Genomic DNA, 15,776 nt, shown 5'->3' with positions numbered 1-15,776 from the left:
TGGGGGTAACGAACAGACCGCAGCGCAGGGCCGCCCCAAGCAAGGTCAGCCCCCTCGGGGGGCAGCGACCCGCGCAGCGGCGGAGCGTGGGGGTAACGAACAGACCGCAGCGCAGGGCCGCCCCAAGCAAGGTCAGCCCCCACGGGGGGCAGCGACCCGCGCAGCGGCGGAGCGTGGGGGCGCTACCTTCCACCTGAAACATCCAGCAAACTCATGGTCGTGTAGCTGGCTGCGTCCGACAGCAGCCACACGATGGCCTGCGCCACCTCGTCGGCCGTGCCGCCGCGCCGCATCGGTACCAGATGCTTGAGCTCGTTCACCCGGTTGGGCAGGCCGCCACTGGCATGGATCTCGGTCTCGATCAGGCCTGGCCGCACCGCGTTCACGCGAATGCCTTCTTCCGCCACCTCCTTGGCCAGGCCGATGGTGAACGCGTCCACCGCTCCCTTGGCCGCAGCGTAGTCCACGTACTGGCCCGGCGAACCCAGGCGAGACGCCGCGCTGGACACATTGACGATCGCCCCGCCCGGACCGCCATGCCGTGTGCTCATGCGGCGCACCGCTTCGCGCGCGCACAGCAGCGTGCCCATCACGTTGATGTCGAACATGCGCCGCCAGCGCGCCATGTCCATCTCATCCAGTCGCGCGCTCACGTCCACCACGCCGGCGTTGTTCACCAGGCCGGCCACATGGCCGAACTTGGCATCGATGCGCTCGAACATCGCCAGCACCTGCGCTTCGTCGGCCACGTCCGCCTGCACCGCCATGGCGCTGCCACCGGCCGAACGGATCTGCCGCACCACTTCGTCGGCGGCCAGTGAGTTCGCCGTGTAGTTCACTGCCACCGTCCAGCCGTGGTGTGCCGCCAGGCGCGCCGTGGCCGCGCCGATGCCCCGTCCGCCGCCGGTGACCAGAAGCACCTTCTGTTGCTGCTTGCCCATATCCTGTCTCCTGCATAAAGTGGACGCATCGCGTACAACATACGCGGCCCGCTCCCCTGCGCCATTCATCTCGATTACAACAGCCTCAGGAGACCTTCATGCGTCGCACAGTCGACTATTACTTCGCGCCTCAGAGCCCCTGGATGTACCTGGGCCACGCCCGCTTTACAGACATCGCACAACGCGCCGGTGCCGACGTGCGTGTGCGCCCGGTCGATTACAGCCAGATCTTCGCCGCTTCCGGCGGCCTGCCGTTGCCCAAGCGCGCACCTCAGCGGCAGGCCTACCGCCTGTTGGAACTGCGCCGCTTCAGCCAGACGCTGGGCATCCCCCTGAATCCCGAACCCCGCCATTTCCCGGTTGCGGGCGACCCAGCCGGTCTGCTCATCACCGCCGTGGCCGACACGGATGGAGCCGATGCCGCGATGCGCCTGACAGGCGCAATCGGTCGGGCCATCTGGGTGGAAGAGCGCAACGTGGCCGATGACGCCGTGCTGGCCGAACTGCTCACCGGGAACGGGCTGGATGCTTCACGCCTGATGCAGTCGCAGCAGGCCGATGTCAAAGCCCGCTACGCCGACCACACCCGCCAGGCGATCGACGCTGGCGTGTTCGGCGCACCCAGCTACGTCATCGATGGCGAAATCTTCTGGGGCCAGGACCGCCTCGATTTTGTCGAACGCCGCCTCGCTGGCTGATCTGCCACGCATCTGTTTTCTTCCTCACCTCAAAACCTCATCAGGAGCACACATGGGCCAGTTCATCGATCTCACATCCGCCGACGGTTTCACCTTCCCCGCCTACGTGGCACAACCCACCGGCACACCGAAAGGCGGCCTCGTGGTGCTGCAGGAGATCTTCGGTGTCAATTCGCACATCCGTTCCGTGGCCGATGGCTACGCGGCCGACGGCTATTTCGTGGTCGCGCCGTCCACCTTCCATCGTGTGCAGGCCGGCGTGGAACTCGGTTACACCGAAGCCGACATGGGTCAGGGCTTTGGCTTCAAGACGGCGGTCGAGGCCCTGCCCGAGCCCGGAGTCATGTCCGATATCCAGGCCGCCATTGACCATGCCGCGTCGGCCGGCAAGGTCGGTATCGTGGGCTACTGCTGGGGGGGCCTGCTGACCTGGCGTTCTGCATGCGGGCTCAAGGGCCTTGCGGCCGCCGTGCCCTACTATGGCGGTGGCATGACCGGCGATGCCGACGCCCACCGCAAGCCCGTGGTGCCGGTGATGGCCCACTTCGGCGACCAGGACCACTGGATTCCGCTTGACACGGTCGAGGCCTTCAAGGAGGCCCAGCCCGGGGTCACGGTCCATGTTTACAACGCCAACCACGGATTCAACTGCGACCAGCGCGGTTCGTACGACGAGGCGGCGGCCAAGCAGGCGAGGGTGCGCACCCTGGCTTTCCTCAATGAGCACGTGGGCTGAAATGGACCAGCCCCGCCGCGGCTCGCGCCCGGACGGCTGTCAGGAGTGGCTGCGCTTCGGGCATGTGCACGCCTGCGCAGTCAGGCTTGGATCTGCCTCCCTCCGTCTCCTTCAGGGACACTGTGCCTGTGACCCTTCCAAGCCGGCTTTGCGACGTTACTGGTGGGGGCTGCTGTTGGCTGGACTGATGGCCCCCGCATCTGCGCAGTACGCCGGCCCGCTGTTCGATGCTCACCTGCACTACAACGACGAAGCCTGTGTGCACGACGGCGTTTCACCCGGCTGCCCGTTCCCCCTCTCCGACGTGCTGGACCGCATGCAGCGCAACGGCGTGCGGGCCATCATTGCAAATTCGCGCCCCAATGAGGGGACCAAAGCTCTGGCGCAAGCCCGCGAGCAGACAAGTGCCGCCGGGGTGACTGTGGTGCCCTTCATCCGCCTTTACCGCAACCGGGCCGACTACAACAACTGGTTCCGCGACCCCACCATCGCCGAACTCGTGCGCACCGAGCTCGCCAGCGGAACCCCGGCCGGTCCGTACCGGGGTCTGGGCGAATTCCATCTCTACGACAGCGCCAACGCCAACGGCCCGGTGGCCCAGGAGCTCATGGCCCTGGCCGAAGAAAAGGGCCTGGCCATTCTCGCCCACGTGGACGACGTCGCCATCGATTTGCTCATGGCCCACACGGCTCCTCGGGGGGCAGCGGCCCGCACAGCGGCGGAGCGTGGGGGCAATGAAGTGTCCAGCGCCGGGCCGCCCCAAGCAGGACACACGCCCCCTGGGGGGGCAGCGACCCGCACAGCGGCGGAGCGTGGGGGCAATGAAGTGTCCAGCGCCGGGCCGCCCCAAGCAGGACACACGCCCCCTGGGGGGGCAGCGACCCGCACAGCGGCGGAGCGTGGGGGCAACAGTTTCCGCCTGATCTGGGCCCACACCGGTATTGGCGGTACCCCCGTGGACAGGGTGGATCAGCTGATGGCGAAGTACCCCGCGCTCATGGGCGAACTCTCCTACCGCCCAGGCCTTACCTGCAGCGACGGCCAGCTGTGCCCCGAATGGCGCGCCCTCTTGCTCAAGTACCCGGACCGCTTCCTGATCGGCTCCGACACCTGGGTCAATCTGCGCTGGCTGTATTACGACGACCTCATGCGCGGCTACCGCGTCTGGCTCGGAGGTCTGCCGCCTGATGTGGCCCGCCGGATTGGCTGGGAGAATGGAGCCCGCCTGTTCGGCGTGCCCACTCCTTCCCAACGACCATGATTCAGCTTCACCACTACCCCAGCACCGCCAGCATGGTGCCCCACATCCTGCTCGAAGAGCTGGCCGTGCCCTATGAGCGGGTGCTGGTCGACCGCACCCAGGACATACACAAGACCACTGCCTACCTCAAGCTCAACCCCAACGGTCTCATTCCCGTGCTCACCGATGGCGATCTCGTGCTCTACGAGACCGCGGCCATCTGTCTGCACCTGTGTGATACGCATCCACAAGCTGCACTGGCGCCCCCCCTGGGCACGCCACAGCGCGCCCACTTCTACAAATGGCTGGTGTGGTTCACCAACACCCTTCAGGCCACGCTGATGGTCTACTTCCACCCGGAACGCTGGGTGCACGCGCACAACCACGGCGCCGCCAAAGAGGTGCAGCACATGGCGCAGAACCAGATCCGTCCGATGCTCCGGCAGGTCGACACCGAACTCGCCCGCCATGGTGGCGCCTGGATGCTGGGCGACGCCTACAGCGCGCTCGACCCCTATCTGTTCACGCTCTGCCGCTGGACCCGCAACTTCGACAATGGCCAGGCCCGCAGCCTGCCTCACATCGGCCCCTTCCTGCAGCGCATGCTGGAACGCCCCGCCGTGCAGCGCGCCCTCGCCAACGAGGGCCTGAGTGCACCCTTTGTCTGACGCGCTGAAAGCGCGGCGTTGAGGCGTGCAAAGTGCGGCCCGGAGCGACGTGACTCAATCCAGAGATGCCGTGGAACCGGCTTTGCCGGGCCACTGGTGTCGCCCCCTTGAAGGGGGTGACGCGTTGAAAGCGCGGCGCGGGGGTGGGCCACAGGCCCTGCGCGCGGGGGTGTGCCTATTTTGTCCTAGCCAGATACCGCTTGCGCCAGAACAGCACCCCCAGCACCGCGGCGGTGAACAGCATGGAGCCCACCGCCCACCAGAAACCCGCCTGCTGGTGCACGAGTGGAATGAACTCGAAGTTCATGCCGAAGATGCCGGCAATCAGGTTCAAAGGCAGAAAGATCGCGGTCAGCGCCGTAAGCGTGCGCATGATGTCGTTGGTGCGGTTGCTTTGCGCAGAAAAGTGCATCTGCACGGCGGTCTCTGCGTTCTGTTCCAGCCGCCGCACGTGATGCACCACGCGCTCGATGTGTTCCAGCACATCGCGTGAACGCACCCGCAGCAGGTCCAGTCCGCGCTGCCCGCCGTCGTGTTCACCCGGCTCCCATTCTTCCAGCGCCTCGATCCAGTCCTGAATCGCCGATCGCTGGTCTTCACAGATCTCGTCCAGCTGGTGCAGCGAAATCCGCGCGTCCAGCAGCGAGCTCCAGTTGTTGAAACGGGTTTTGGGGTGCAGCAGTTCGGCCTGCCAGTGGTCCAGCTGGCGGGTGAGCTCGCGCCGCAATTCCAGGTAGCCATCGACCATCTGGTTGACGATGCGCAGCATCAGGTCGGCCGGGTGCGGAGGCAGGTTCGCGCCCGCCGTGCGCGAAGCCCCGTTGACCGAAGCCAGCAGGCGGGACGCGTACTGATCCAGCACCTGACAGCCGGCGGGGTGCACCGTCAGCAGCACGCGATCGAACACCGCAAAGCCCACCGGGCTGGTGTCGATGCGGCGCAGCACGGGTGGCCCACTGCGCCTGGTCTTCTGGGTGAGCACCGTGCCGGGCTGCGCCAGATCGGTCTCCGAATGACCGGCCGCCAGGCGCCGGAACACCAGCACGTCGTACTGCGAGGTGTAGTCGAAGTGCGAGGGGAGCTGGTTGTTGAGCAAATCGGCAATGTGCAGATCCACCAGCGCCAGACCGATCCAGGCATGCAATGCGGCCTGTACCCTGCCCTGCTCCAGTTCGAACTCCCGCCTGCCACAGGCGATCCAGACATAACCCGTTGCTGGCAACCGCTCAGGCAGGGCATCGGACTCGACGATCCCTGCGGGCTGGATGTGGAAGACGCGCATTGTGCGGTTTTGTTCAGCCGCGCAACAGACGCGCCGCGTCGCGCGCGAAGTAGGTCAGCACCCCGTCCGCACCCGCGCGCTTGAAGGCCAGCAGGCTTTCCATCATCACCGCGTCGTGGTCCAGCCAGCCGTTCTGTGCGGCCGCCTTGAGCATGGCGTACTCGCCGCTGACCTGATAGGCGAAGGTCGGCACGGCGAATTCGTCCTTCACGCGGCGCACGATGTCCAGGTAGGGCATGCCGGGTTTGACCATCACCATGTCGGCGCCTTCGGCCAGATCCAGTGCCACCTCGCGCAGCGCCTCATTGGTGTTGCCCGGATCCATCTGGTAGACCTTCTTGTCGGCCTTGCCCAGATTGGCGGCAGAGCCCACCGCATCGCGGAAGGGACCATAAAAGGCGCTGGCGTACTTGGCGCTGTAGGCCATGATCCGCGTGTGCACGAGGCCGTTCGCCTCCAGCGCGGCGCGGATGGCGCCGATGCGCCCGTCCATCATGTCGCTCGGGGCCACCATGTCCACGCCCGCCTGCGCCTGAGTCACCGCCTGCTTTGTCAGTATCTCCACTGTGGGGTCATTCAGGATGTAGTTGTGCTCGTCCAGCACGCCGTCCTGTCCGTGGCTGGTGTACGGGTCCAGCGCCACGTCGGTCATCACACCGAGTTGCGGAAAGCGTTCCTTCAGACCCCGCACCACGCGCGGTACCAGTCCGTCGGGATTCAAGGCCTCCTGGCCGTCCGGCGTTTTCAGCGATGGGTCGATCACCGGAAACAGCGCCATCACTGGAATGCCGAGTTGTACGCAGTCTTCGGCCACGGGCAGCAGAAGGTCCAGGCTGAGCCGCTCCACGCCCGGCATCGAACCCACAGCCTCCCGGCGCCCCTGGCCATCCAGCACGAACACCGGGTAGATCAGGTCCGACGGGCTCAGGCGGTGTTCGCGCACCAGGTCGCGGGTGAAGGCATCGCGGCGCAGGCGTCGCGGACGATTGAAGGGGTAGGGAGCGGGTAAGTGCATGCAGCGTATTGTGTCCAAAGCCGCCCCTGGCGCCAGTCCCGCTCGCATCGAACGTGGAAAAAGACCTGTTTTCCTCAAAAGATGAATATGTATCAAGCAGTAATAAAGGTATAGATATTGAAAAAAACAGCGGTTTGTGTTGAACTCCAATTTAAGTAGAAATTATTGGCTTTGGCCTGATTTCTGCACCTTGCATCGCACGCCCCAACCAAGCGCTCTCATGTTGTCATCCAAGAAAAACCCTTCCTCGTCCCACAGTTCTTCAAGGGGGGCTGTCGGTGAAGCGGATGCATGGTCCCTAGAGGTGCACTGGCCCGACCTGCTGGCTGGTCTGGCAGATCAGATCACCGAGGGGGTCAGCGCCCTGCAAAACCAGATTGACCAGCTGCTCGCCAAGGACCGCATCACGCGGCAGGAGCACCACGCATTGAGTGTGCCCATGGGTCGGGTCAAGCTTGCCGGCGTCAGCACCCAGCAGATTCACCGCTTCTACAGCGGGCGCATCCGGCAGTCGCACGAGAAGATCAACATGGCCGAGTTGGTCGAGGGCGTCTTGCAGGAGCGCAAGAAGGAGTTCGCGCTGCTTGGCATTGCGCTGCGGCGCAAGCTCAAGCCGGTGGACGTTCTTGTCGATCCCACTGTGGCGCACACGTTCGTGAACGCTGTGCTGGACTGGGCACTCCCCTACGGCAACCGTGTCGATGTGCGCATGGACGTGAATGCCTGGCCGCCCCATGCGCGTTTCCAGGTTCGGGTGGCCAACGAGGGCGCGCCCCCTTCCAGCCAGACGGCCGACGACAACCTCAGCTGGATGCTCATCCGGCAGATCGCAGCGAGCTCCGGCGGCATCGAACTGGAGCGAACCTTGACGAGCGAGGGCACCACCTTCAACGCGATGTTCACCCGCACCGTGCGGGCGGTCGACGGCATCTCTGCGGTTGACTTGTCGGACGACCATTCCTCGATGTTCAAATCGCTGTCCGGCACTTACGTGCTCACCATCTCGCCCACCCTGCAGATTCGGGCAGACGTGCGCGACGCCCTGCGCGAAATCGGCATCGTGTCAGACAGCGTGGTCGACTTCGTTCAGGCACGCGATGCCATCAAGGGCCGCATGCCCAATCTGATCGTGGTGGATTCGGAAATCAAAGGCGCAGACTTCGAAGCCTTTCGGCGTGAACTGCTCAGGGAGGTGTTCGAGTTTCCCTTTGTGGAAATTTCGCCAGACGACAGCTCGTTCGACATGTCCGGTTTCGGCGAGTTTTCAATGGCCAAGGTCGGTCGCGGCAACATTCGCGAAGCCTTGGGCACTGCCGTCATGTTCGAGCTGGCAAAAATGATGTGATCAATATCACCATTGTTGTTGTTCTGTTGACATGACCCTGTCAAATCTGACAGGGTGACTTGCCAAAAAACAGGTCTTTTGCTGTAACATTCCGTTCGAGCAAACCGAAAGGAGCGCTCCCCGCTTTTCCTCCCTGAGCGGGTGCCTTAGTGTGTGACAGCAAAAAGGCTTCCCAACCCGGCCCTTGGCCGGGTTTTTTTTGCCTCGATCCTGGATGCGCTCACGCCGGCCCGGAGCGCATCTGGCAGCGAAGGCTACACTGCGGCGATGCTCTGGATCAAAGCCTTTCACATCGTTTTCGTCGCCAGCTGGTTCGCAGGACTGTTCTACCTGCCGCGGATTTTCGTGAACCTGGCGATGGTGCCGCCAGAGAGCGTTGCGGAGCGGGAGCGATTGCTCGTGATGGCTCGAAAACTCATGCGTTTCACCACCATGCTGGCTGTCCCGGCGCTCGGACTTGGCGTCTGGCTGTGGTGGGGCTACGGCATCGGGCGCGGACCTGGCAACGGCTGGATGCATGCCAAGCTGCTGGTCGTGGTGCTGACCGTGGCTTACCACCATGTGTGCGGACTTCTGTTGCGCCGGTTCGAGCGGGGCGAGAACCGGCGGCAGCATGTGTGGTACCGGTGGTTCAACGAGGCGCCCGTGCTGATGATGGTGGCGGCGGTGGTGCTGGTGGTGGTCAAGCCCTTCTAACTTCAGCGTTGCGCCTTGAAGGTCCGTTCATCCGCCTGGACACTTTCCTTCCTGTTTGGAGGGTTGATCCTCTACGCCAGTCTGTACCCGTTCAAGGGCTGGTGGGTGCAGGGGGTCTCTCCCATCGCGTTTGTCTGGGCACCGTTCCCGCAGTACTGGACCACTTTCGATCTGGTGGCGAACCTGGTGGGTTATGCGCCCCTGGGCTTTCTGCTGGCGCTCGCCATGATGCGTTCAGGCTGGGGGCGACTCGCCTGGCCGGTGGCGGTGCTGGTCCCGGCCATGCTCTCGTTCGGGATCGAAGTCACGCAGAACTTTTTGCCCATGCGCGTGGCTTCGAACGTGGATCTGGTGCTGAACGCGCTGGGTGGTCTGCTGGGGGCCAGCATCGCATGGCTGCTTGAGCGAATGGGTGCCCTGCGACGCTGGAGCCAGTTTCGGGCCGACTGGTTCGAGAAGGACGCGCACGCCAGCCTGGTCTTGCTGGCGTTGTGGCCGCTGGCTCTGCTGTACCCAGCATCGATCCCGTTTGGATTGGGTCAGGTGTGGACGCGCTTGGAAACGGGATTGATCGACCTGCTTGAAGGAACACCTTTTCTGGAATGGGTGCCCGTCCGTGCCACCCTGCCCGAACCGCTCAGCCCGCTGGCAGAAGCTTTTTGCATTGCGCTGTGCTTGCTTGCTCCCCTGATGATGGGCTTTTCCGAGATGCGGTCGGTGCGGCGGCGGCTTCTTTTTGGCGGCATGCTTTTTCTCTGTGCCATGGGGATGGAAGGCATTTCAGCGGCCATGACCTTTGGACCGGTGAACGCGTGGTCATGGTTCAACGTGCCGGTCGCCATCGGTATGGGTCTGGCGCTGGTGCTGGGGCTCGCTCTGGCGGGGCTGCCAGGGCGCCTTTGCAATGTCGTCATGCTGCTGTGCCTGGCGGTGTCCCTCACGCTGCTCAACCGCACCTCGGACAGCCCTTACTTTGCACAGTCTCTCGAAATCTGGGAGCAGGGACGTTTCATCCGTTTCCATGGTCTGTCCCTTTGGGTGGGCTGGTTGTGGCCTTTCCTGGCACTGATATTTGGCCTGAGCGCAGTTTCCAGAAAATCCTCGTGAAGGGTCGAGCCCCCGCTGAACTGCGCGATGGGGCGGCTGCGCATCGGGTGCGTCAAGGCCGACATTGACATAACTCGTTGCAAGCCAGGACAAGGTGTCCCACTAGAATCGGGTCATGACAGAAAACCCGCCTTACTACCAGCGGCACATCTTCTTTTGCCTCAACGAACGCAGTGGCGAGGAGGCTTGTTGCGCCCGCCACAAGGCGCAGGCCGCATTTGACCGATGCAAGTCGCTGTCCAAGGCGCAGGGCCTGCTCGGTGCGGGCAAGGTTCGCGTGAACAAGGCCGGTTGCCTGGATCGCTGTGCCGGTGGTCCCATCGCCGTGGTGTACCCCGAGGGCGTCTGGTACAGCTATGTGGACGAGAGCGATATTGACGAGATCGTGCAGTCCCACCTCAGGGACGGCATCGTGGTCGAGCGGTTGCTCACGCCACCCGATGTTGGGCGCTGAGAGCGAAAGCGTGGTTTTCTTCCACCATGGCCAGATGGGCTTGGAAGACGCTGCGCCATGAATGCCCAAACCGAAGCCCTGCAGATCGCCGGACCTTCTGGTCCCCTGGAAGTGGCGGTGGATCGTCCTGTGGCCGATGCCAAAGGCACGGCCGTCATTGCCCATCCTCACCCCTTGTTTGGCGGCACGTTGAGCAACAAAGTCGTGCAGACGTTGGCACGCGCATTTGTGCAAAGTGGATGGACATCCGTGCGGTTCAATTTCAGGGGGGTGGGTGCCAGCGCCGGCGTCCATGACGAGGGCAGAGGCGAACTGGACGATATGCTGGCGGTGGTGGATGCCTGCGCACCACAGGGGCGCCTGAGCCTGGCCGGGTTTTCGTTTGGTGCTTTTGTCACCAGCCACGCGGTCGAGCGCCTGCACGCGCAGCGTGAGATTGACCAGGTGGTTCTGGTGGGCACGGCCGCCAGCCGATTCAATGTGGCCAACGTACCAGAGGAACTTCACCTGCGCACGCTGGTCATCCACGGCGAGCAGGACGATACAGTGCCTTTGGCGTCGGTCATGGACTGGGCCAGGCCCCAAACGCTGCCCGTGCTGGTGGTGCCTGCCGGCGCGCATTTTTTTCATGGGCAATTGCCGCTGTTGCGAGCCCTGGTTACGCGCCACCTGAGCGCGTGACAGCCCCCCTCATTCTTCAATTCAATTCAAGGAACCCTACTTTGTTGCGTCGTTTTGTCCCGTTTGCGCTATCGGCCTGCCTGCTCCTGGGCGCCTTGTTGCCTGCCGCAGCGCAAATGCCTGAGCCGCCTGAAATCGCAGCCAAGGCCTATCTCCTGATGGACGTCACCTCAGGGCAGGTGCTTGCCGCCAAGGATCCAGACCAGCCGGTGGAGCCAGCCTCGCTGACCAAGCTCATGACCGCCTACCTGGTGTTCGATGCGCTCAAGTCGCGCAAGATCACCCTGACCCAGACACTCCCGGTCAGCGAGCGCGCCTGGAAGATGCCGGGTTCGCGGATGTTCATCGACCCGCGCATGCAGGTGCCGGTCGAAGACCTGGTCAAAGGCATGATCATCCAGTCGGGCAATGACGCAACGGTCGCGCTGGCGGAGGGTGTCGGTGGTTCTGTCGAGCGTTTCGTGCAGTTGATGAATGATCAGGCAAGAGCGCTGGGCATGAACGCCTCCAGTTTCCGCAACCCGGAGGGACTCACGGAAACCGGACACACCACCACCGCCCGCGATCTGGCGACCCTGGCCACCCGGTTGATGAACGACTTCCCGGAATATGTGACCTACTACGCCATTCAGCGCTACCGCTACCCCGGCACGCCTGAAGCCAATGACCGCAACCGCAACACCTTGTTGTTCCGTGATCCCACCGTCGATGGCTTGAAAACCGGTCACACCAGCGCCGCCGGCTATTGCCTGGTGGCCACGGCCCGGCGTGAGGTGCCGACCCTCGGTACCGGGGCAGATGGCCAAAGGCGTCTGCTGAGTGTGCTGCTGGGGGCGACCAGCGAGAACGCCCGTGCCAACGAAAGCCAGAAGCTGTTGAACTGGGGCTACACCGCCTTTGATGCCGTGCGGCTGACGAAGGCGGGAGAGCCCGTGTCCACGCCCAGGGTATGGAAAGGCAAAGAGGCTCAGGTGAAGCTGGGTCTGCCCCAGGGCGTGGTGGTGACGGTCCCTGCTGGCGAGGGTGCCAAGCTCCGGACCGAGATTATCCGTCCCGAGCCCCTGGTTGCGCCCCTGGCGCGCGGGCAGGCATTGGGCAGCCTGAAAATCTCGACCGCCAATGGCGCGCCGGTGGCCGAAGTGCCGCTCACCGTGCTGGAGACCGTCGAAGAAAGCGGCATCTTCGGGCGGGCCTGGGACGCGATGCGCCTCTGGATCCAGTAAGGGCACAGGAAGCCGTCGTGCTGCGGCTTGCCCCGCGCCCGGTTGCCTGAATTCGGGCTGCGTGCTACATTAGCGGGCTTTTCGGAATTTTCCGAAGAGCTTTGTCGTTTTCGCTTTTTCCAAACGTTTAGGGACGTTTTTCAATGCCAACCATCAATCAACTCGTGCGCCACGGCCGGGAGGTCGAAAAGACCAAATCCAAGAGCCCGGCCATGGAAAACTCTCCGCAGCGTCGCGGTGTGTGCACCCGTGTGTACACCACGACCCCCAAGAAGCCCAACTCCGCTCTGCGTAAAGTCGCCAAGGTGCGCCTGACCAACGGCTTTGAGGTCATCTCCTACATCGGCGGTGAAGGCCACAACCTCCAGGAACACAGCGTCGTGCTGGTTCGCGGCGGTCGCGTCAAGGACTTGCCTGGTGTGCGTTACCACATCGTGCGCGGTTCGCTGGATCTGCAAGGCGTGAAAGACCGCAAGCAGTCGCGCTCCAAGTACGGTGCGAAGAAGCCCAAGGCCAAGTAAGTCTGTATTTCGGTGTTTGACCGGCCGGCAAGCCAGTCGAACGTAGTGACCCCAAAACGCCATGTCGGCGCCGGGTCGAGTAAGTGAGGGCCTTGCTGGGTTCTCGCGGTGCCTGAAAAGGTGCCAACTGAAGCAAATTTGAGGTGAAAAAATGCCACGTCGTCGCGAAGTCCCTAAACGTGAAATCCTGCCGGATCCCAAGTTCGGCAATGTCGAGCTCTCCAAGTTCATGAACGTGATCATGGAAGGCGGCAAAAAAGCGGTTGCCGAGCGCATCATTTACGGTGCGCTGGAGCAGATGGAGAAGAAGAGCGGCAAAGACCCGCTCGAACTCTTCGTCACCGCCATCAACAACGTCAAGCCCATGGTGGAAGTCAAGTCCCGCCGCGTCGGTGGTGCGAACTACCAGGTGCCCGTGGAAGTGCGCCCGGTGCGCCGTCTGGCGCTCTCCATGCGCTGGATCAAGGAAGCCGCCCGCAAGCGCAGCGAAAAGTCCATGGCCATGCGCCTGGCCAACGAACTGCTCGAAGCCAATGAAGGCCGTGGTGGCGCCATGAAAAAGCGCGATGAAGTGCACCGCATGGCCGAAGCCAACAAGGCTTTCAGCCACTTCCGCTTCTAAATTCCGTTTCCCTCAGTCATTCCAGGCGAGCCCGCAGCACCCCAAAAGGGTGGCGGGCTTGCCCCATTCAGGAGTATTTCCATGGCACGCATTACGCCACTGGAGCGGTACCGAAACATCGGCATTTCCGCCCACATCGACGCCGGCAAGACAACCACCACCGAGCGCATTCTTTTCTACACCGGTGTGAACCACAAGATTGGTGAAGTGCACGACGGTGCGGCCACCATGGACTGGATGGAGCAGGAGCAGGAACGCGGCATCACGATCACGTCGGCCGCCACCACCTGCTTCTGGAAGGGCATGGACCTCTCCTACGAAGAGCACCGCTTCAACATCATCGACACCCCCGGTCACGTGGACTTCACCATCGAGGTGGAGCGTTCCATGCGCGTGCTGGATGGCGCCTGCATGGTGTACTGCGCCGTGGGCGGCGTTCAGCCCCAGTCGGAAACCGTCTGGCGCCAGGCCAACAAGTACAAGGTGCCCCGCCTTGCGTTCGTCAACAAGATGGACCGCACCGGTGCCAACTTCTTCAAGGTCTACGACCAGATGAAGCTGCGCCTGAAGGCCAACCCCGTGGCCATCGTGATCCCGATCGGCGCTGAAGAAAACTTCACCGGCGTGGTCGACCTGATCAAGATGAAGGCCATCATCTGGGACGAAGCGTCCCAGGGCATGAAGTTCGAATTCCAGGAGATTCCTGAGGCACTGGTGGCGCAGGCGAAGGAGTGGCGCGAGAAGATGCTCGAAGCCGCCGCCGAGTCCAGCGAAGAGCTGATGAACAAGTACCTTGAAGAGGGTGACCTCACCGAGGCAGAGATCAAGCAGGGCATTCGCGTGCGCACGCTGGCGACCGAGATCCAGCCCATGCTGTGCGGTACCGCGTTCAAGAACAAGGGTGTTCAGCGCATGCTCGACGCCGTGATCGACTTCCTGCCTTCTCCAGTGGACATCCCTCCTGTGGGTGGCACGGACGAAGACGAGGCGCCGACCTCCCGCAAGGCGCAGGACGACGAAAAACTGTCGGCCCTGGCGTTCAAGCTCATGACCGACCCGTACGTGGGTCAGCTGACTTTTGTGCGCGTGTATTCCGGCGTGCTGAAAAAGGGCGATTCCGTTTTCAACCCCGTCAAGGGCAAGAAAGAGCGCATCGGCCGTATTGTGCAGATGCACGCCAACAACCGCCTGGAAGTCGATGAAATTCGCGCCGGCGACATCGCTGCCTGCGTGGGCTTGAAGGACGTGACCACAGGTGAAACCCTGTGTGATCCGGACGCCATCATCATGCTGGAGCGCATGGTGTTCCCTGAGCCCGTGATTGCGCAGGCCGTGGAACCCAAGACCAAGGCCGACCAGGAAAAGATGGGCATCGCCCTGCAGCGTCTTGCAGCTGAAGATCCATCGTTCCGCGTCAAGACCGACGAAGAATCGGGCCAGACCATCATCGCCGGCATGGGCGAGCTGCACCTCGAAATCATCGTCGACCGCATGAAGCGCGAATTCGGTGTGGAAGCCAATGTGGGCAAGCCTCAGGTGGCCTACCGCGAAACCATCCGCAAGGAAGTGGCCGAAGCCGAAGGCAAGTTCGTTCGCCAGTCGGGTGGCAAGGGCCAGTACGGTCACGTGGTGTTCAAGATCGAACCCAACGAAGCTGGCAAAGGATTCGAATTCGTGGACGCCATCAAGGGTGGTGTGGTCCCGCGCGAGTACATCCCTGCGGTGGAAAAGGGCGTGGTCGAAGCGCTGACCGCTGGCGTGCTGGCGGGTTACCCGGTGGTGGACGTCAAGGTCACGCTGCACTTCGGTTCGTACCACGACGTGGACTCGTCCGAAATGGCCTTCAAGATGGCAGCCATCTTCGGCTTCAAGGAAGGTTGCAAGAAGGCCAGCCCGGTGATTCTGGAACCCATGATGGCCGTGGAAGTGGAAACGCCTGAAGACTACGCCGGTAACGTGATGGGCGACCTGTCCAGCCGCCGCGGCATGGTGCAGGGCATGGAAGACATGGTCGGTGGTGGCAAGGCCATCAAGGCCGAAGTGCCGTTGTCCGAAATGTTCGGCTACTCGACCACGCTGCGTTCGATGTCGCAAGGCCGTGCCACGTACTCCATGGAGTTCAAGCACTACGCCGAAGCGCCACGCAACGTAGCTGAAGCCATCGTCGCAGCGCGAGCCAAGTAAGCCCACCCCCGCGCCAAGCCTGCGGCGCGTCACCCCCTCAAGGGGGCGTTGCCATCGGGCCGGCAGAGCCGGACCCTTGGCAACCCTTGATGGGGGGGAGCCTGTAGCTGTAGCGCGAGAGATTTTCAGTGGTCTTCGACGCCGCTTTGCGGTTGATCAGCTGCCCGTGGCAGGTCTGTGTCGGAAACCTTAAACACACACGGGTTTTGTTCTTTCAGGAATTGAAAAATGGCAAAAGAGAAATTTGAGCGGACCAAGCCGCACGTGAACGTGGGCACCATTGGTCACGTGGACCACGGCAAGACGACGCTGACGGCGGCGATCACCACGGTGCTGTCGGCCAAGTTCGGTGGTGCCGCCAAG

Annotated in this window: 17 protein-coding genes; 14 read left to right on the top strand and 3 right to left on the bottom strand. The window is 63.0% G+C overall.

Annotated features, from left to right (window positions below; translation table 11 throughout):
• Positions 1-182: 182 nt before the first annotated feature.
• Positions 183-941, bottom strand: a complete 759-nt coding sequence (locus tag Q7V46_RS17855) for an SDR family oxidoreductase (protein WP_304914918.1) — start codon at positions 939-941, stop codon at positions 183-185.
• A 98-nt stretch (positions 942-1,039) separates the two neighbouring features.
• Here Q7V46_RS17855 and Q7V46_RS17850 point away from each other — a divergent pair, with 98 nt between their 5' ends.
• The 4 genes from Q7V46_RS17850 to Q7V46_RS17835 all read left to right on the top strand — a co-directional run bounded on the left by Q7V46_RS17850 (position 1,040) and on the right by Q7V46_RS17835 (position 4,283).
• Entirely contained in the window at positions 1,040-1,639 is a 600-nt protein-coding gene (locus Q7V46_RS17850; RefSeq protein WP_304914917.1) for a 2-hydroxychromene-2-carboxylate isomerase, read from the top strand.
• A gap of 52 nt (positions 1,640-1,691) precedes the next feature.
• On the top strand, positions 1,692-2,375 hold the full coding sequence (locus Q7V46_RS17845; protein ID WP_304914916.1) for a dienelactone hydrolase family protein: 684 nt from the start codon (positions 1,692-1,694) through the stop codon (positions 2,373-2,375).
• A gap of 187 nt (positions 2,376-2,562) precedes the next feature.
• On the top strand, positions 2,563-3,636 hold the full coding sequence (locus Q7V46_RS17840; RefSeq protein ID WP_304914915.1) for an amidohydrolase: 1,074 nt from the start codon (positions 2,563-2,565) through the stop codon (positions 3,634-3,636).
• A complete protein-coding gene (locus tag Q7V46_RS17835; protein WP_304914914.1) occupies positions 3,633-4,283 on the top strand; it encodes a glutathione S-transferase family protein in 651 nt (216 codons plus the stop codon). Before Q7V46_RS17840 ends, Q7V46_RS17835 begins: the two co-directional genes overlap by 4 nt.
• Before the next feature lie 175 nt (positions 4,284-4,458).
• Here Q7V46_RS17835 and Q7V46_RS17830 read toward each other — a convergent pair whose 3' ends face one another.
• Together Q7V46_RS17830 and hemB are read right to left on the bottom strand one after the other, a co-directional pair.
• Complete coding sequence (locus Q7V46_RS17830; protein ID WP_304914913.1) at positions 4,459-5,565, bottom strand: magnesium transporter CorA family protein; 1,107 nt, start codon at positions 5,563-5,565, stop codon at positions 4,459-4,461.
• Between the two features lie 13 nt (positions 5,566-5,578).
• Positions 5,579-6,580: a porphobilinogen synthase gene (gene hemB / locus Q7V46_RS17825; RefSeq protein ID WP_304914912.1), complete on the bottom strand. Its 1,002-nt coding sequence runs from the start codon at positions 6,578-6,580 to the stop codon at positions 5,579-5,581.
• Between the two features lie 304 nt (positions 6,581-6,884).
• On the opposite strand from hemB, the gene Q7V46_RS17820 reads away from it, so the two are divergent.
• The 10 genes from Q7V46_RS17820 to Q7V46_RS17775 all read left to right on the top strand — a co-directional run.
• Positions 6,885-7,925: a hypothetical protein gene (locus tag Q7V46_RS17820; protein ID WP_304914911.1), complete on the top strand. Its 1,041-nt coding sequence runs from the start codon at positions 6,885-6,887 to the stop codon at positions 7,923-7,925.
• A gap of 267 nt (positions 7,926-8,192) precedes the next feature.
• On the top strand, positions 8,193-8,621 hold the full coding sequence (locus tag Q7V46_RS17815) for a CopD family protein (RefSeq protein ID WP_304914910.1): 429 nt from the start codon (positions 8,193-8,195) through the stop codon (positions 8,619-8,621).
• 15 nt (positions 8,622-8,636) lie between these two features.
• A complete protein-coding gene (locus Q7V46_RS17810; RefSeq protein WP_304914909.1) occupies positions 8,637-9,728 on the top strand; it encodes a VanZ family protein in 1,092 nt (363 codons plus the stop codon).
• 115 nt (positions 9,729-9,843) lie between these two features.
• Positions 9,844-10,182 (top strand): ferredoxin, encoded by a 339-nt coding sequence (locus Q7V46_RS17805; protein ID WP_304914908.1) that lies wholly within the window; start codon positions 9,844-9,846, stop codon positions 10,180-10,182.
• Between the two features lie 57 nt (positions 10,183-10,239).
• Positions 10,240-10,863, top strand: coding sequence for an alpha/beta hydrolase (locus Q7V46_RS17800; RefSeq protein WP_304914907.1), 624 nt, complete (start codon positions 10,240-10,242; stop codon positions 10,861-10,863).
• Between the two features lie 116 nt (positions 10,864-10,979).
• Positions 10,980-12,086 (top strand): D-alanyl-D-alanine carboxypeptidase family protein, encoded by a 1,107-nt coding sequence (locus Q7V46_RS17795; protein ID WP_304914919.1) that lies wholly within the window; start codon positions 10,980-10,982, stop codon positions 12,084-12,086.
• Positions 12,087-12,229: 143 nt separating this feature from the next.
• The gene (rpsL, locus tag Q7V46_RS17790; RefSeq protein WP_056266875.1) at positions 12,230-12,607 is read left to right on the top strand and encodes a 30S ribosomal protein S12; all 378 of its coding nucleotides are present in this window, start codon (positions 12,230-12,232) and stop codon (positions 12,605-12,607) included.
• Between the two features lie 151 nt (positions 12,608-12,758).
• A complete protein-coding gene (gene rpsG, locus Q7V46_RS17785; protein ID WP_304914906.1) occupies positions 12,759-13,229 on the top strand; it encodes a 30S ribosomal protein S7 in 471 nt (156 codons plus the stop codon).
• A gap of 81 nt (positions 13,230-13,310) precedes the next feature.
• Positions 13,311-15,413, top strand: a complete 2,103-nt coding sequence (gene fusA, locus Q7V46_RS17780) for an elongation factor G (protein WP_304914905.1) — start codon at positions 13,311-13,313, stop codon at positions 15,411-15,413.
• Positions 15,414-15,641: 228 nt separating this feature from the next.
• Positions 15,642-15,776 (top strand): GTP-binding protein (locus tag Q7V46_RS17775; protein ID WP_304913914.1); only part of this gene is annotated, 135 nt, incomplete at its 3' end.

The organism is Hydrogenophaga sp., assembly GCF_030651625.1.
Classification (GTDB): domain Bacteria; phylum Pseudomonadota; class Gammaproteobacteria; order Burkholderiales; family Burkholderiaceae_C; genus Hydrogenophaga.
Note: the sequence above shows the minus strand (reverse complement) of the source record. Positions and strands in the feature narration are given on the sequence as shown.

Excerpts from the sequence above, each read along its gene's own strand:
- Q7V46_RS17855 (WP_304914918.1), bottom strand. The coding sequence starts at position 941 with ATGGGCAAGCAGCAACAGAAGGTGCTTCTGGTCACCGGCGGCGGACGG.
- Q7V46_RS17850 (WP_304914917.1), top strand. The coding sequence starts at position 1,040 with ATGCGTCGCACAGTCGACTATTACTTCGCGCCTCAGAGCCCCTGGATG.
- Q7V46_RS17845 (WP_304914916.1), top strand. The coding sequence starts at position 1,692 with ATGGGCCAGTTCATCGATCTCACATCCGCCGACGGTTTCACCTTCCCC.
- Q7V46_RS17840 (WP_304914915.1), top strand. The coding sequence starts at position 2,563 with ATGGCCCCCGCATCTGCGCAGTACGCCGGCCCGCTGTTCGATGCTCAC.
- Q7V46_RS17835 (WP_304914914.1), top strand. The coding sequence starts at position 3,633 with ATGATTCAGCTTCACCACTACCCCAGCACCGCCAGCATGGTGCCCCAC.
- Q7V46_RS17830 (WP_304914913.1), bottom strand. The coding sequence starts at position 5,565 with ATGCGCGTCTTCCACATCCAGCCCGCAGGGATCGTCGAGTCCGATGCC.
- hemB (WP_304914912.1), bottom strand. The coding sequence starts at position 6,580 with ATGCACTTACCCGCTCCCTACCCCTTCAATCGTCCGCGACGCCTGCGC.
- Q7V46_RS17815 (WP_304914910.1), top strand. The coding sequence starts at position 8,193 with ATGCTCTGGATCAAAGCCTTTCACATCGTTTTCGTCGCCAGCTGGTTC.
- Q7V46_RS17805 (WP_304914908.1), top strand. The coding sequence starts at position 9,844 with ATGACAGAAAACCCGCCTTACTACCAGCGGCACATCTTCTTTTGCCTC.
- Q7V46_RS17800 (WP_304914907.1), top strand. The coding sequence starts at position 10,240 with ATGAATGCCCAAACCGAAGCCCTGCAGATCGCCGGACCTTCTGGTCCC.
- Q7V46_RS17795 (WP_304914919.1), top strand. The coding sequence starts at position 10,980 with ATGCCTGAGCCGCCTGAAATCGCAGCCAAGGCCTATCTCCTGATGGAC.
- rpsL (WP_056266875.1), top strand. The coding sequence starts at position 12,230 with ATGCCAACCATCAATCAACTCGTGCGCCACGGCCGGGAGGTCGAAAAG.
- rpsG (WP_304914906.1), top strand. The coding sequence starts at position 12,759 with ATGCCACGTCGTCGCGAAGTCCCTAAACGTGAAATCCTGCCGGATCCC.
- fusA (WP_304914905.1), top strand. The coding sequence starts at position 13,311 with ATGGCACGCATTACGCCACTGGAGCGGTACCGAAACATCGGCATTTCC.